Genomic DNA, 15590 nt, shown 5'->3' on the forward strand with positions numbered 1-15590 from the left:
GGCCCGGAGAACCTGGAAGGTTTGCAAAAACGGCCCGTCCAACGCCCTTCCTCTCCGCAACGTGCGATGGGCCAAAGGGAACGGGGATTCTGCACGGACACCTGCCGTGCTGCTTCCGGGATCTTCCGCCGCAGTGGGGGTCGACGAGTCACTCGGGCCTCCGGTGCCGGGATCCGGGCTTTCTGGACCGCTGCCCCTGCGCGGCAGAACGCTTTCCAGTCCAGGGTCCCGTGAAACTTTGCCTCTCCCCGAGGATCCATCCGGAGCGAAGAGAGGCATGCGGAGCGGCGACGGCGCAGGCCGCAGCCGATCCATTAGAATTTGACACGATGTTCAGCAGGAGTAGGCTACCTTGCGACGGTGGCTCGGGGCGGCGGGGGGACATCCACCCCAACGCGGTCCCCGGGCATCCGTGGCTCCAGAAACAGGGAATCAAGGGACAATGAGCGAAACGACGCAGACAACCCCGTCACCGGAGGCGACGGTCCGGGCGCATCTGATTCCGGAGGCCGTCATCCGGATTGCCGGCAACTCTCAGGACGGCATTCAGGCCATGGGCAGCATCTTGGCCCGGCTGGCCGGCCGCACCGAGCAGGAGGTCATGACGTTCATGACCATTCCGTCCACCATCTCGGGCGGGCCTTCGATCTTTCAACTGCGCATCGGGTCGGGCGAGGTGCTCAGCGCGGGGGACGAGGCGGATTTTTTGCTGGCCTTCTACCAACACTCTTACGAGGAGCACATTCACTCCCTGCGCAAGGGCGGCATCGTGCTGTATGACACCGATCACGTGGAGCCCAGGCCGGAGTGGCAGAAGGATTACGTTCACATTGGCGTCCCCATTTCCACGCAGACCATCGAGGCCATCGGCGGCACGGCCAGGGACAAGGGCAAGAACATCTTCGCCCTGGGCGTGGTGGCGCGGATGTTCGATCTGAACGTCCCCAAGCTGGAGCAGCTCATCAACGAACGTTTCCGCGGCAAGGACGAAAGCGTGGTTCGGAATGCGCTGCTGGCGTTTCATGCCGGCTACGCCTACGCGGCCAATCATCTGCAGGACATCTTCCGGTTGGCAGAGAGCCGGAAGCGGGAGCGGGTGCAGGTGGTCATGAACGGCAACGAGGCGCTGGCGTACGGACTGATCGCCGCCGGTGTCCGGTTCGGTGCCGCCTACCCCATCACTCCGTGGTCGGACGTGATGGAGACCCTGCGCCGCGAGCTGCCCAAGTACGGAGGCATGTTCATTCAGTGCGAGGATGAGATTGCCGCCATTTCCATGGCCATCGGTGCCAGTTACGCGGGTCGGGTCGCGGTGACCGGCTCCAGCGGCCCGGGCATTTCGCTCAAGAGCGAGGCGGTGGGTTGGGCGGTCAACGCCGAAGTCCCCCTGGTGATCATCGACATCCAGCGCGGCGGTCCCTCCACCGGGCTGCCCACCAACGTCGAGCAGTCGGATCTGTACATCGCCTGCTTCGGCAGTCACGGAGACGCGCCGCGGGTCGTCCTGGCGCCGGCGGATGTCGAGGACTGCTTTTACACCGCCATCGAGGCCGTCAACATCGCCCGTCAGTACAGCGTCCCCGTTTTCATTCTCAGCGACCAGTCGATCGCAACCCGTATCGAGGCCTTCCCTGAACCGGAGCTGGAAAAGGTCTGCCAGGACATTTCGCCGGACTTCACCCCCGTGCCCGAGCACAAGCCCTATGACCTGAGCGCCCCCGACGGGATCACCCACCACATTCCCCCCGGCACAAAGGTCCTCAACGGCAAGTACCCGGTCCTGCCGGGGCTGGAGCACGACGAAATGGGCCATCCCTCGGCGTCGCCCAAGATGCACATGGCCATGACCGCCAAACGGCGTCGCAAACTCCAGGCCCTCGCCCGGAATCTGCCGCGGCCGCAACCCTACGGCCCCGCCCAGGGCGACGTGCTGCTGGTCGGGTGGGGTTCCACCCGCGGCCCCATCCGGGAAGCGGTGGACCGCGCGCGTGCGCAGGGTCTGAACGTTTCGGCCCTGCACCTCCGGTACCTCAACCCATTGCCGAACGGACTGGAGGAAATCTTCGCCGGGTTCCGCCACATTTTCGTGGTGGAGATGAACGATGAAGGGCTGTACGGCTACGGCCAGCTGGCCGCGTTGCTTCGGGCGCGGTACTGCAACCCGAACATCCGCGGGATCAACAAAACGGACGGCCTTACCTTCAAAGTGCGCGAGATTCTGGAGCGTCTGCAGGAGAAACTGGCCGGCCTGCAGGGCCAGCCGGTGACCCTTCAAGCCTGACCTCACCGCTTTTTACAGCCATGAGCACTGCCACTCTCACCACCAATCAGCAACGTCCCCCGGCGCCCGCCGCCGAGGAGCCCAAGCCGCTGACGAAGAAGGAACTCGCCGCGGATCACCCCACGTGGTGTCCCGGTTGCGGGGACTTTTCGGTCCTGGCGATCTATTTCAAGCTGATGGAGCGGGCCAGGATCCGGCACGAGAATATTGTCACCGTCTCGGGCATCGGCTGCTCCAGCCGGTTCCCGTATTTCGTCCAGGCCCATGGTGCCCATTTCATTCACGGCCGGGCCCTGCCGTTTGCCAGCGGGGTTTCGCTCACCCGACCCGATCTGCACGTGTTCGTGTTCAGCGGGGACGGGGACGCGTTCTCCATCGGCGGCAATCATTTCATTCACGCCGCACGCCGGAACGTGAACCTGACCCTCGTCGTGATGGACAACCAGGTGTACGGCCTGACCAAGAAACAGACCTCGCCCACCTCGCCGCCCGGCTTCAAGAGCAAGACCGATCCGTGGGGTGCAGTGGATCAACCGCTCAATCCCATCAAACAGGCCATCGCCGCCGGCGCCACCTTCGTGGCCCGCACCACCCACACCAACCCCAATCACCTGCTGCAGATGATGGAAGCTGCCCTGCAGCACGAAGGGTTCAGCTTCATCGAGTGCCTCAGCGAGTGCGTCGAGTTTTATGAGGGCGCCTTCGATGCCGCCAACCCGCGCAAGGGCGGCGTGTTCAACACCGTCCCCGCCAATCACGATGTCACCGACGAAGTGGCCGCCTACCAGCTGGCTGACGCACCGTTCCCCGGGTATTTCGGCATCTTCTACCAGGTCAAACGCCCCACCCGCAACCAGCGCGAGCAGGAAATCATTCAGGCCGCCCGCGAGAAGGTCAAACACCTGCAGGACTGGCAGATTCTGCAACAAACGTTCGACCGGATGAAATAATCGCCGTTCCCGGTCTCCCGGCTCTGTGGCCCCGGCGCGCTGCGTTCGACCGGGGCTTTTTTGCGACCTGCCGCCAACTCGAGAGCCCTGCTTCTGTTCGGCTCGGAACCTCGCATCGCCCGGACCGTCGATCATCCTCCCGGGCACCGCGCGCCTCCGCCCCTGGCGGAGCCGTTCGCCGGCTCACGGGACTTCAAAGTCACTTCCGGTGGGCCGTTCGCGCCAACCGGAGTCCAGGGCCGGCTCACGAGACAGAAGCAGGGTCCGATATGGCCGCAACTCGAACCCCTGGAGCCCGCCTCGGGCGTCGGATTCGGCCCGGCCATACACCGCTTCACCCTGAAGAACGGCGTGTTGCCTCTGCCGCCCCGGACGCCGTCGGCCCTCCGGCTCTTCCCGGAAGGTCCCTCGTCCGTCGAACGCCCCCGGCGGGTTTTTGGGATCCTCCCCTGCACTGCGCCGACGTTGCGAAGTCTGCGCACGACACGGCCCGGGATCCGTTCCGTTGTCGGGGGAGCCGGCCCCCGTTATATTCGCTGCGAGGTGCCTGAAGCCCCGCACAACACCTGCAAGGAGCTCCGAAACCGTGCTTGGACGGTTCCGCCGGACGGTTTCACCTTGCTCGAGCTGTTGGTGGTTCTGGCGGTGATCACGATCCTGGCCGCACTCCTGCTGCCGGCGCTGATGCGGGGGAAAGCCAGTGCCGGCCGGGTCGCGTGCATCAACAACCTCCGACAGCTTGCCCTGGCCTGGCAGATGTACGCCCAGGACGCCAATGACCGTCTTGTGCCCAACGGCTATGCCACGCCGGAGACCCTTGCCGACACGCGGCTGTGGGTTCTGGGAGGAACTCACCGGGCCGAGGCGGCCCACCGCCTCACACTCACCAACGCCGCGTTGCTCACCGACTCCCGCTACGCGGCGTTTGCGCCGTACCTGCCGGCTGCTCAAGTGTACAAGTGCCCGGCGGACCGACTTCGGATCGACGGCCAGCCCAAGGTGCGCTCCTACGCGTTGAACAGCTACCTCGGCTGGGCCCTCCCCGACGGTGGAGGCGAATGTCCGCTCAGCCCCTTTCACCAGAACTTTACCCGGCTTTCACAGGTGAGCGCCGCGTCTCCGGCCGAGCGTTTGCAGTTTGTGGACGTGGCGCCGGAGTGGCTCTGTCATGCCGCTTTCGGCATCGCGATGATCGGTGTGTTCTACCAGTTCCCCAGCGTCGAGCACGGACCGGCCTCGCCGCTTTCGTTTGCCGACGGCCATGTCACCACGCACCGCTGGCGCGACCCGTGGACCCTTCAAATGGCACGCACGCCCTTCGTGACCCACCTCAACTGGGCGTTCCAGCCTTCTGGAGATCTTCAATGGCTGCGCCAGCACGCCACGGTGCCCAGGTAATTCTGCCCACCCGCTCCACCATGCCTCACCGAGAACGCTGGCCCATCGCACTCACCATCGCCGGCTCCGACAGCGGGGGCGGCGCGGGGATTCAAGCCGACCTGAAAACATTTGCCGCATTGCGGGTGCACGGCACTTCTGCGATCACCTGCATTACGGCGCAGAACCCGCGCGAGGTGCGCGCGGTCCAGGCGGTCCGGCCCTCGATCCTGCGGGCCCAGTTGGAAGCCGTGTGTGCGGAGTTGCCGCCACGCGCAGTCAAAACGGGCATGCTGTATTCAGCCTCGCTCATTCGCCAGGTCGCCCGGTTCCGCTTCCCGGAAGCGCCGCCGCTGGTCGTCGATCCCGTGATGGTGGCCACCAGCGGCGCACCGCTCTTGCACCCCCGGGCCCTGCGTGCACTCGTCCGGCTCTTGTTGCCGCGGGCCGCGCTGATTACCCCCAACATCCCCGAGGCGGAACTTCTGTTACAGGCGCCGTTGCGGTCGGTCGACGAGCTGCGAGCCGGTGCCCGAACGCTGTACCGCCGCTTCGGGTGTGCCGTGTTGCTCAAAGGGGGTCACCTGCGGGGGGTGTCACAAGCCGTGGACCTGTACTACGACGGCCGCACGGAGCTGCTCCTGCTGGCGCCGCGGGTTCGGAACCTGCACACGCACGGCACCGGTTGCACCTACGCCGCGGCGATTACTGCGCACCTGGCACGAGGGCTCACCCTGCCCCGCGCCGTCGCGGCAGCGAAACAATTCATCACTCGTGCCCTGGCGCGATCCTACCGTGCGGCCCATCACGACGTGCTGCACGTGGCCCTTTGAGCCATCCGGAAGTCCCCCTGCCGCGGGCCTCAAGCTTTGGCCGGAAGCCAATCCGAAACGTTGATCCGGCCGGAACGGTGGCGTCTGCCCGGGGCCTTGCAGGGCTGGCAAATCGCCGGTCCGCAGGCCCGGGCGAAGCGTCCGGCCCCGACCTCTGCATGCCGGGCCTCACGACTTGGCCTTCCCGACCGGCTCGGCTAGCGTAAAAGCGGGTCGAAAACCGGGACACCACGCATCATGGGCCGAACGTTCGTGTTCGAGTGTCCGAAATGCCAGTACCGCGCCTACGTAGCCGGTGGCGCGGATGGTGGTTTTCACGTCGCGGTCCAAACCATCCTTTGCCAGCAGTGCAAGGAGTTGCACGACGCGGTGGTCCGCCTGCGCGTGCCGTGGACCCCGCCGCTCCAACGCGGCTGGCCGGTTCAGGCCACCTTGTCCCGACTCACCCGGCAGGCGTCGTCGGTGCCCCGTCACCCGCCGCCGTTTTTGCAGGCCCTCAATCGCCTGTGGCCCCGGGGAGTTCGGCATTCTCGCTGGATCGAGTTCCCGCTTCTCTGTCCCAAGGGCGCCTGGCACAGCGTCCGCCCCTGGAGCCGGCCGGACTGTTGCCCCAAATGCGGGGTCATCATGGAACAAAACGCGTTGCCGTACCGCCTCTGGGACTAACAGGCTGCGAGCCCTCTCGAACTGGCTCCCGAGGCTCCGTCGCCGGGAGCCGCCGCTCATCGTGTCGCAGCCATTCCTGGCCGAACAGAACGACGCGGTCGAGGAGGTTTACCCCCGGCAAAACGCCCCGAGCCCTCCTTTTGCCGGCCCCCCAGGGCCGAGCCGCGCAACAAGGGCAACGGAGAATGTCAACCAAAGTGACCCCCGCCTGCCAATCAGGCTTCACCAGCCTTTTCTTGGCGGGAGCGTTTCAGGTCGAGAACCCGCCCTGCCCGGAAACCCCGTTGCCAAGGTCGCGCCCCCGTTCAACGCCGGCTGGCGTAACCGCGGAAGAACCCGATGCACTGGGCCACGTCCGGGACGTTGTTCTCCCACTTGGTCTCGTATTCGATGGAAATGTTGCCGGCAAATCCCTGTCGTTTGAGTTCATCCAGCAGGGCTGCCACCTCCACCACGCCGGCGCCATACGGCACGTCGGCCGTCTGCCGACCAATCGCCGTGCGATCTTTCAAGTGAACACTGACAATCCGGCCGGCCAACAGCCGCAAACCGTCCAAAGGGACAATTCCCGAGGTGGCCCAATGGCCCGTGTCCGCTGCGGCGCCGATTCGGGGGTCGCGGTTTCGAATCATTTCCAGCACGTTGGTGGGGCTCCAAACGCGGTAATTGGGGTTGTTGGGCTGACGCGGATGATTGTGGATGCCGACGCGAATGTCGTATTCCCGGGCCAGGCGTTCCAACAGGTCCAGCTTGTCCACGTCCTCCGTGGTGATGGCATAAAGGTCCAACTTTTTGGCGAACTCGAAAATACGGCGCCACTCGGCCTCATCCCGGCCGCCCACGACGCCATAATTGACCGGACGAACGCCGTGCCGGGCCAGATGTTCCTTCATCTGGGCGATGACTTCATCCGGGGCATGGTGATCCCATCGGGCATCGCTGTCCGGGCGCAACCGCTGCCCGGGGTAGAACTCGATGACTTTGCCGCCCGCAAGGGCCGTCTTTTCCACTGCCTCGAAGGCGCTGAACCGGTTGAAGGTCCACGCCTGGCATCCCACGGCAAATCCGCCGATCTTGACCTCCTCGGGAATGGGCCCGGCTCCGAGCATCCCCACGGCGCCCACCCACGTTATCAGAGCACATGTCCACCACTGCTGGATCAGCTTCATCGCACGCCTCGCTTTCCATGGCACGCGGCCTGCCGATCGCATTTTCTTCGAGGGCCGCGATCGGCCGGGCCGGTTCACCATCCAAAAAACCGTGCTTCATGGCTACCGCAAGGCCGGCTTGTGTCCAAGAAAATTCGGGTCGCCTGCACCGGTTGCACGAACCGCGCCGTTTTCGGGGAAAAGAGGTCGCACCACCCAACGTCTCCCGGCAGGTGGCGACCAGACACGGTTTCGCGCCTTCGACGCGCGGTGGATTAGCCCCAATGACGCGCAGAGGCACTCTCCCAGCGCAGTGCCATGGACAAAAGGCGAATGGCGCGATCCCGGACCCTTGGCACCCTCTTTTGCGCGCCCCATATCCGACCATGGGGGCGGCCATTTGCCAGCCCAGGGCCGCGGACCGGGGGACGGGATTCCCTCAAAAACCGGCTTTTCCCGGGCATGCCGCCCTCCAAGGGCGGGATTCGATCCGATAAGCCCCGCCCCCTCGCGAGACGGCCCCTGCGATGGAGCGCAGTCCGGTTTTCCCCCCGACGCGGGCCCGTGTCCGAGTCGCGGCAGTGGCAGCAGCCCCCGAAAGGAACGGTGCAGTCAGGGCAGGGAGAGCCCGCGGGGCATGGCAAAGATCCGGTCTGGAGCGCTTCTGGCGCCTCGAAAGTTTGCGCGTTCCTGCCGGCGGGACCCGCCCTTGCCGAGACACGGCAAACACGCAGATTGCCGGAAGGTCCGCACTGCATTTAAAGTCCCCCGCATGGAAAGGACGGAAGGCCGGGCCGCGGCGGATGCGGGTCGGTTGATGGAGCTTGCCTGGGGCTATGCAGCGCCGGTGGTGATCGCCACGGCGGTCCGTTACGGATTATTTGGATCGATTGGCCACCGGGGTGCCTCGATCGAAGAATTGGTGCGGCGCACCGGATTGTCGGAACGCGGATTGCGAATCCTGCTCCAGGCTTTGGTGGGCTTGCGTCTTCTGCGGCGCAATGGCTCACGGTTCGAGTTGACGCCGGAAAGTGCGACCTGCCTGGTCCCGGAGCAACCCGAGTACCGAGGAGGGTTGTTTTTGCATCATGTGGAGCATCTGTTGCCCCGCTGGCTCCAGCTGCCGGAGGTGGTGCGCACCGGGTGGCCCGTACGTGAGCCTCAGTGTCCGGCTCATCGCTACGCCGGATTCGTGGAATCGCTTTTTGCGTCGAACTATCCCGCCGCCAAGGCCCTGCAACGCCACCTCCAACTGGCCGGTCGAAAGGAGCCGTTTCAAGTGTTGGATCTCGGGGCAGGTTCGGGCGTGTGGGGGATTGCACTGGCCGAAGGTGCGCCCCAGGTGTGGGTCACGGCGGTGGACTGGCCCGAAGTCCTGCTCATCGCACGGAAGAAGGCGGCCGCCTACGGGGTCTCGGACCGCTTCCGCTGGGTGGAGGGCAGTTTCTTTGAGGTGCCCCTCGGCCGCGGGTATGACCTGGTCGTACTGGGACACGTGCTTCATGCGGAAGGGGTCGAGGGCGTGCGAACGCTGCTCCGGCGAAGTTGCGACGCCCTGCGGCCCGGCGGACTTGTCGCCATCCAGGAATTCCTCCCGGATGACGACCGCAGCGGACCTCTGCTGCCCTTGCTGTTCGCAGTGAACATGCTGGTAAATACCGAAGCCGGGGATACCTATACGCTGGCTGAACTGACAGGCTGGTTGGAGGAGGCCGGGTTTGAAGCTGTCGAAACCCTGAATGTGCCCGCTCCGTCCCCCATGGTCCTGGCCCGCAAGCCGGCGCCATGAACCGCACAGGTGGTCCGTGGCCCGGGCGGACACCCCCCTACCAGAACACCGTGTACTGCGAAAGACCGAGCGCGACCGCGCGCCTGCGCGGGTTCTATTCCGGCGGAGCTGCGGATAATGCGCGCAACCACACGCTCATCTCGCCGGGCCCGCGATTGCCCCAGAGCGGATAAGGCACCAGCCGCAACGGCAGCGGCTTCCATTCCCGAACCTCCCAGCGGCGGTACAGGCGGCCCGACCAGTCGCCCCGAGGGCGCATCCATGCCATCCCTTCCAAAACCACCACACCCCCCAGCAACCGCCCGTCCCAACGCGCGCGCAGATCGCGTTCCGGCATCACGGCCACGTCCAACGGGCTCACTCCCGCTGGCAGATCCGCCGACTCCAAACAATAGACGAGGGGCCCGCGCCGGGCGGCCACCTGATGAAACGTTTCCTCCACCCAGGGATGGGCCTCCACCCACACCGGTTCCATGGCCAAATCGAGGTCCACGATATCCCCCGCGTGCCAAATCCGTTCGATCTCCCACCAGGTCCCGAACCGGTCCACCGCACGCGCGGCCCCGAGGTTCACGCGCACGTGCGCCCGATCGGCCCACCCGGGAATGCGCAGCCGCAACGCGACCGGTCGCTCGGGGGCCTTCTCCACCACCAGGCGCACCCGCCCACTCCACGGGTATTCCGTCTGCTGACGCAGGATGAATTCCTCCCCGGAGCCAATTACGGCGCGTACGAGGCTGCCCCCGTAGAGAATCACCCAAACGGTCCGGTCCGATACAGCAGCCACCCACTCCGGCGACCGGGCCAGAATCCGCACCAGATTGGGCGGACAACAAAACGAACCCAGGAAGGGCACTCGTGTGCGAGGCCAGCGCAGTTCGAACGGCAACGGCTCGGTCACGCGCAGCGGATTGGTGTAGAAGAAGTTCGTGCCGTCCCGGCTCATGCCCGAAAGCACGCTGTTATACAGCGCCTGTTCCAGGGCATCGGCGAAGCGCACATCCCCCGTGGCCCGCAGCATGCGCCAGTTCCACAGTGCCCATCCAATGTTGGCACAGGTTTCGCAATGAGCGGTGAGCTGCGGCAACTGGTAATTCCGGCCGTAGGCCTGGTGCACGCGGGTGATCCGGTCCTGGTCCCGCGCCCCGTCCGGGGAGGCCCCGTCGTAGAGGGCGCCGCAACCGCCGGTGAGATAGAGCTTCTTTTCCACGACGTTGGACCAAACCCGCAGGAGCGGGGACAGCAGCGAAGCATCCCCCGTGTCCAGATACAAATCCGCCGCGCCCGCGTAGAGGTAATTGGCTCGCACCGCGTGACCCAGGGCCTCCTCATGTGCATCGAAGGGGAGTCGGTCCTGGTTGTCGTCCCCTCCGTCTTGCACGCCCCGACGCAGCTCAAAACAGCGTCGGGCCAGTTCGAGCCAGCGCTGCCGGCCGGTCGCCCGGTAAAGATCCATCAACCCCATGAAATGCGAGGGGCAAACCGGGCGCCGTACGGCCTCCGGGGCCGGGTTGGTCAAGATCCCTTCCAAACAGGCCGCGGCACGCTCGGCCACCGCCAGCAACGAGGTCTGTCCGGTGACCCGAACATGGAGGGCAGCGGCGGACATCAAATGGCCCAGATTGTACAGCTCGAACTGGAACCGGTCGGCAAACGGCACGGCATTGGTCTGCCCCTGCCGGGCGCGGATCTGAATGCGCGTATGCAAATACCCGCTCGGTTCCTGGGCGGATTGAATCGTCTCGATGCAGACCTCGACCCGTCGTGCCAGAGCCGCATCCGGCTGCACGGCCAGCAAGGCCACCGCGGCCTCCAGCCACTTGTAACACTCGCCGTCGTTGAAGGGCGCGCCGCGGTTGGGCCCCTGCGCACGTCCGGCGGCGATCTCGAAGTTACGCCAAAAATGGCTGTAGTTGGTCCCGGAGAGGATCCGATCCAGCGCGGGCACGCTCTGGGTCCGGCACAATTCGAACCACTGGGCCAGGAAACCCTCCGTCCATCGTACCGCGCCCGTCGGCAGCAGGCCGAGCTTCGCGTGGGGTTCGCCCCTCGTAACAGCCCCGCCCATTGATAGAAGCGCGCATGCCAACACCGTCCAGATGCGCAGTCCCCCGCGCGCGCGGCACTTGGCTTGACCTCGCGCCCCTCCCAGTTCCTGCAGCGCGTTCGTGCCAGGTCGCATATTGTTCAGGGCCAGTCCTCCTCCACATCCCGGGGATGCAGGACCTCGGTCTGCGGCACCACGCCCAGAACCACGAAACTCCCCCTGCCGGGCACGGTCAGACGGTTGCGTCCCGCGGGAAATCTTCGCACATAGACGTCCACAACCGGACACTGCTCCACGCGCGCCGCGTACCTCAGTACGGGCTCGGGGCTTCCTTGTTCGGCCCAGTGCGCCGCGGCATCGACGTTCGGGGGTTGCAACCAGATCTCCCGATCGTCCCGGAACAGGCCCAGCAAGACCTGCACCGGCTCCTCCACCTCGAACTCCACCGGCTGATAGCGCCCGTTTTTGGCTTCCTCGTGCGAGAACCGGATTCCCGTCAGGCCCACGAGCTCCGGCGCCAGTTGCACAAGTTGATAGCTGCGGTCCGTGAAAGGTCGGGCCCCCGGTCGAACTTCATAGGTCTCGGCCCGCTCGCTTGTCACCTTCACGCGGGCCGGACGCCAGGGTGCCGGGGGTGGCGCGTTTTCCGGCACGGCTCCCGCCAGCCGACGCCGGACTCGCTCCCGGAATTGCTCCAGCTCTGCGCGGTACAAGGGCAGCACGTGCGACCAGTGAAAATTGGTGACCACACCGCGAACCACGCCCGGATACGGGATGCGACGATGACCCGTCTGAAGGCTGTTGGCAAACCAATAAGCCGGGCCGGCCAGGTGAGTAAGTTCCTCGAAGGCCCGGAGGCTGGCCTCCAAAAGGTCGGCTGCGGCCAGCAGTTCTCGCGCGTTTCGCGTGGCCCGAGAGCGCAGGACGATCTCGGCCGCGCCGGCCTTGTGGGCGTAACATCGCGCCATGGCCTCCAACGCGCGCAGGTCGTTTTGCCACCGCAGAAACTCCTCCCGATGGCGGCCGATCCGCTCGGCCAGCCCTTCCACCAGCGCCACCGCCCGCCGGGCCCGCTGGACGGCCTCCAGCCGAACCAGCCACGGGGTTTCCCCCGAGCCCGGCTCTCCGCGGAGCTGCCCGGCCACGGAGTCCTGCAATCGTTCCCCCTCCGGCGCCAGGCACTCCCACAGATCGCGCACGGGCTGGTACCGCTCGGGGTGCACCAATTGATCCAGGGTCATCCCCAACGCCAGGGTCTGGCGGTTGCCCTCGGTAATGCCGAACCGGCGCAACAGCATGGGCGCAACCAGCCCCGCGGCATTGCCCGCCTCGACAATGCAGTCCGCGGCCTCGCCGTCGCAACCAAAGCACTCCATGATCCGGCCACGCCAGTATTCTCGTTCCTCCACCTCGGGACGGTCCGGATTCCATGCGTACCGTGCCCACGCCTCGAACCAGGGCCAATCCCGTTCCCACTGTTTGAGCGCCGGCGTCACACGATCCGGTGCATGGGGCCAGTTCCAATAACACAGCGGATACAGATGCAGACCGGCCGCGCCCAGGTCGTCCCGCGCACCCTGCACACACCGCTGGATGAATGCCGGGGCGAAGTACCGAAAGGGCTCCAGATTCGCCAGGATGTGCACGTTGACCAGGTGCGGCCCCAAGGCCGCCATGCGGCGGTGCAGCTCCCGCAAGCGACCCCGCACCCGGTCCACCGTCAGCGATTCGCCGTTGAACTTGGTCATCGTGAAGAGATTCGTGTAGTGGGCAAAACAGGCCGGCAGGACCCGCTCTGCGTCGGTGGCATGGGTGCGAACGATCAGGGGCGGCAACTCGTGCAGTCCCGCGGCGCGCGCGCCCTCCTTCACCGCGGGCAGAATCACGTTCGTGGCCCAGGCCAGCTGATGTTCCGTCCCCTGCAGGGCCTCTCCCAGGCAGACCAACAGACCCACGTGTGGATAGCTTTCGATGAAGCGGGCGATGGCCCGACGCGTGTAATCGGCCGCAACGGGATGGGGCCGATCCAACTGCGTGGGCAATCCGTGTTTTTCGGCAAGGGGTTGGGGCAGGAGGATGTTGTAAAACATCACCACGAGCCAGATGCCGCGGCGGTCGCACTCGTTCGCCAGCCACGTCATCATGTCCACATTTCGAGAAAACACCTCGGGAGGAACCTCGATTCCTTCGGGGTATTCGGGCACGCGCACGATGGAGCCGAACGGGTGCCCGTTCCAGAGATACAACGTGTTGAAGCGTTGACGCACCAGGAAATCGAGAAACTCGGTCCACAACGCCCGGTCGTAGAACCAGGGAAACAACTCCGGGGTCCACGGGTACTCGTACACCTGGCGACCGGGGAGAATTGTGGTTTTCTGCAGCCCCACGCAGACGCCCCGGAGCCGCAATGCCGGGCTGTCGAACAGACGCTCCGCCGGTCCGGTTCCGTCGCGGCGTAATCTCTCCGCCAGCTCCAGACAGGCATACAACAAGCCGGTCTCGTCCTCTCCCTGCAACCGCCAGCCGTTCTCCCCCGGCTCGAGGGCGAAGCTTTCGGGCACGCCGGCCAGCCGCCGCGGGGGTTCCAGCCTCACGTGAAGGACGGCCCGGGAAGGGGAGGCGCTCGCGACGCCCACTTCGCAGCCCAGGGCCTCCAGGGCCTGTTGAAGCTTCTGGACCCCGTACCTCACGCGCGGGCCCATGTCTGCGGGCCCGTGGATTTCGACCCGCACTCCGGGGCCCGGCCGCAGCGCCGCACCTGCCGGATCCGCCCCGAAGGCGCCGCCCGCGCCCAGCAACCCCGCTGCGAGCAACCCGACCTGAATCGTTCGCCTCACGGACATCGTCGTCACACCCACCAGCCTCCCTCCTTGATCCCTGTCACTCCGGGACGCGCCGAATCCGCAAGGCCAGGTACGGCCTTCCCGGCAGTTCCACGGCCCGTCCCTGGCGATCGGCATGGAAATAATCGTCCTGGCGCGTGATCGTGAACGTCCCCGGCACTGGCGTGACGGTCATGTTCCAGGTGTCCAGGATCTCCACTTGATAACGCATCCCATCCGCGGGCGGGCCGCCGATGCCCTGGGGAGGCCGCGGGAGCCGGAAGGGCCAGGCCCGGGGCGCCGCCTTGCCCAGATACACAAGGTAGAAATCCGGCGGCCGGCCGCCGTACTCCGGGTTTTGCCATTTGTCCACCGGCTCGATGCCCTCCGGGGGTGCTTCCTCCAGAATGCGACGCAGGAACGCGAGCCGGGGCGGACTTTGTCCCTTGAGCACCCCACCCTTGCTCCACCAAATGACGTCATCCGGACTCAGATAGGTTTCGCCGTGCGTGGCATAGGTGCCGGCCACGGTGGCATTCCAGAAACGATGCACCAGTTCTTCGGCGGACAGATTCCCCCACCGCCGCGGCAAATTCCCCTCGTACTTGATCTCGTCGTACACCACGGGTTTCTCGAAGGCATCGCGATACAGCACGGCGGCCGCGGCCGTTTCCACCGCCGAGCCGTTCTGAATACTGGCGTGCGTCAGCCAGGGTCGGGTTTGATTGAACAGCCGCTTGCCGTTGTGAATGGAGAGCAGATGACCGTACGGATCGGATCGAGCCACCAACTGGCCGATGCGCTCCCAATCCTCGTCGCGCTTTTGCGTCATGAAATCGAACTCGTTGGCCAGGGACCACCAGACGTTGCGAAACGCCGCCAGCCGCGCCACCACATAGCGCACATACCGGTCATCTTCCAACGGTGTCATGCGGTCGAAGCCCCAGTGCCCCTCGTCGTACGGGTGAAACAGAATCACGTCAGCTTCGATCCCCAGCTTTTGGAGCTCCAGAATCCGCTGCTCCAGGCGACGGAAAAACGGCGGGTGAAACCGGGTCGTATCGAAGGCCCCGGGCCGGCCCTCGAACGGGTAAAGATCCGGTTCGTTCGTGTTCCAGGCGTATCGCTTGGGAAAGATGCAAAAACGGACCTTGTTGAACGGGCTGCGCGCCAGGGTTTCCAGGGTCTGGCGCTGCAAGCCCTCGGGCTGATGAATCCAGGCGTACACCGTGGTCCCGACGGGCCGGTAGGGGGTGCCGTCGGCGTACGCAAAATGATACCGGTGTGCGACGCGGACCGGTCCGTGATTCCCGGCGGCCGGCGGTGTCACCAGCAACTCTCCCGCCCGACCGTCCAGCTCGGGCCGATTGCTCTCCGTCCGCCACTGCCACCGACCCGTCCGCGGTGGCATGAACCGCACGCAGTACCGACCCTCCCCGTCGTAAAACCCGCCCACCTCCACGACCTCGTAGCCCTGCTGGAATCGAGCGTGCAGACGCACCTCCACGAACGGGTTGCCCGACTGCGGCCCGGACAACACGATTTCGTGCATGCCCCACTGCTCCACGGTGGGCGGCATCTCTGCCGCCGTGCCGTTCTGCCCAAGGAGGAACGCAACGACCATCAAGCATTCCATCGCCCGGGCCGCCGGAAGGATCGCAAATGTGCGCCATCTCC

General features: G+C 65.6%; 10 protein-coding genes. 6 read left to right on the forward strand and 4 right to left on the reverse strand.

The features are described 5' to 3' along the window. Window positions 1-442: 442 nt before the first annotated feature. From ACPDIT_RS03140 to ACPDIT_RS03160, 5 genes are all read left to right on the forward strand, one after another. Window positions 443-2281, forward strand: a complete 1839-nt coding sequence (locus tag ACPDIT_RS03140) for a 2-oxoacid:acceptor oxidoreductase subunit alpha (RefSeq protein WP_423441459.1) — start codon at window positions 443-445, stop codon at window positions 2279-2281. A gap of 20 nt (window positions 2282-2301) precedes the next feature. Beyond that, complete coding sequence (locus ACPDIT_RS03145; protein ID WP_423441461.1) at window positions 2302-3231, forward strand: 2-oxoacid:ferredoxin oxidoreductase subunit beta; 930 nt, start codon at window positions 2302-2304, stop codon at window positions 3229-3231. 543 nt (window positions 3232-3774) lie between these two features. Continuing rightward, complete coding sequence (locus ACPDIT_RS03150; RefSeq protein WP_423441463.1) at window positions 3775-4629, forward strand: prepilin-type N-terminal cleavage/methylation domain-containing protein; 855 nt, start codon at window positions 3775-3777, stop codon at window positions 4627-4629. Between the two features lie 20 nt (window positions 4630-4649). Then, the gene (thiD, locus tag ACPDIT_RS03155) at window positions 4650-5441 is read left to right on the forward strand and encodes a bifunctional hydroxymethylpyrimidine kinase/phosphomethylpyrimidine kinase (RefSeq protein ID WP_423441465.1); all 792 of its coding nucleotides are present in this window, start codon (window positions 4650-4652) and stop codon (window positions 5439-5441) included. A 237-nt stretch (window positions 5442-5678) separates the two neighbouring features. After that, the gene (locus ACPDIT_RS03160) at window positions 5679-6107 is read left to right on the forward strand and encodes a hypothetical protein (protein ID WP_423441467.1); all 429 of its coding nucleotides are present in this window, start codon (window positions 5679-5681) and stop codon (window positions 6105-6107) included. A gap of 305 nt (window positions 6108-6412) precedes the next feature. Here ACPDIT_RS03160 and ACPDIT_RS03165 read toward each other — a convergent pair whose 3' ends face one another. Beyond that, window positions 6413-7276 carry a sugar phosphate isomerase/epimerase family protein gene (locus ACPDIT_RS03165; RefSeq protein WP_423441469.1) on the reverse strand — a complete coding sequence of 288 codons (864 nt, stop codon included), beginning with the start codon at window positions 7274-7276 and terminating at the stop codon, window positions 6413-6415. Between the two features lie 751 nt (window positions 7277-8027). Between ACPDIT_RS03165 and ACPDIT_RS03170 the strand changes: the two genes are divergently transcribed. Next, a complete protein-coding gene (locus ACPDIT_RS03170) occupies window positions 8028-9044 on the forward strand; it encodes a methyltransferase (RefSeq protein WP_423441471.1) in 1017 nt (338 codons plus the stop codon). 94 nt (window positions 9045-9138) lie between these two features. Here ACPDIT_RS03170 and ACPDIT_RS03175 read toward each other — a convergent pair whose 3' ends face one another. From ACPDIT_RS03175 to ACPDIT_RS03185, 3 genes are read right to left on the reverse strand one after another with little or no spacing between them, the layout of a single operon-like run. Beyond that, entirely contained in the window at window positions 9139-11226 is a 2088-nt protein-coding gene (locus ACPDIT_RS03175) for a glycoside hydrolase family 127 protein (protein ID WP_423441473.1), read from the reverse strand. A 5-nt stretch (window positions 11227-11231) separates the two neighbouring features. Then, window positions 11232-13934 (reverse strand): hypothetical protein, encoded by a 2703-nt coding sequence (locus tag ACPDIT_RS03180; RefSeq protein ID WP_423441475.1) that lies wholly within the window; start codon window positions 13932-13934, stop codon window positions 11232-11234. A gap of 37 nt (window positions 13935-13971) precedes the next feature. After that, entirely contained in the window at window positions 13972-15537 is a 1566-nt protein-coding gene (locus tag ACPDIT_RS03185) for a DUF5060 domain-containing protein (RefSeq protein ID WP_423441477.1), read from the reverse strand. Window positions 15538-15590 lie beyond the last annotated feature (53 nt).

Source organism: Limisphaera sp. VF-2 (genome assembly GCF_049537125.1).
Lineage (GTDB): Bacteria > Verrucomicrobiota > Verrucomicrobiia > Limisphaerales > Limisphaeraceae > Limisphaera.

Bases quoted from the DNA above. Each gene is read 5' to 3' on its own strand.
- ACPDIT_RS03180 (WP_423441475.1), bottom strand. From the start codon at position 13,934: ATGTCCGTGAGGCGAACGATTCAGGTCGGGTTGCTCGCAGCGGGGTTG.
- ACPDIT_RS03145 (WP_423441461.1), top strand. From the start codon at position 2,302: ATGAGCACTGCCACTCTCACCACCAATCAGCAACGTCCCCCGGCGCCC.
- thiD (WP_423441465.1), top strand. From the start codon at position 4,650: ATGCCTCACCGAGAACGCTGGCCCATCGCACTCACCATCGCCGGCTCC.
- ACPDIT_RS03160 (WP_423441467.1), top strand. From the start codon at position 5,679: ATGGGCCGAACGTTCGTGTTCGAGTGTCCGAAATGCCAGTACCGCGCC.
- ACPDIT_RS03185 (WP_423441477.1), bottom strand. From the start codon at position 15,537: ATGGTCGTTGCGTTCCTCCTTGGGCAGAACGGCACGGCGGCAGAGATG.
- ACPDIT_RS03140 (WP_423441459.1), top strand. From the start codon at position 443: ATGAGCGAAACGACGCAGACAACCCCGTCACCGGAGGCGACGGTCCGG.
- ACPDIT_RS03165 (WP_423441469.1), bottom strand. From the start codon at position 7,276: ATGAAGCTGATCCAGCAGTGGTGGACATGTGCTCTGATAACGTGGGTG.
- ACPDIT_RS03170 (WP_423441471.1), top strand. From the start codon at position 8,028: ATGGAAAGGACGGAAGGCCGGGCCGCGGCGGATGCGGGTCGGTTGATG.
- ACPDIT_RS03175 (WP_423441473.1), bottom strand. From the start codon at position 11,226: ATGCGACCTGGCACGAACGCGCTGCAGGAACTGGGAGGGGCGCGAGGT.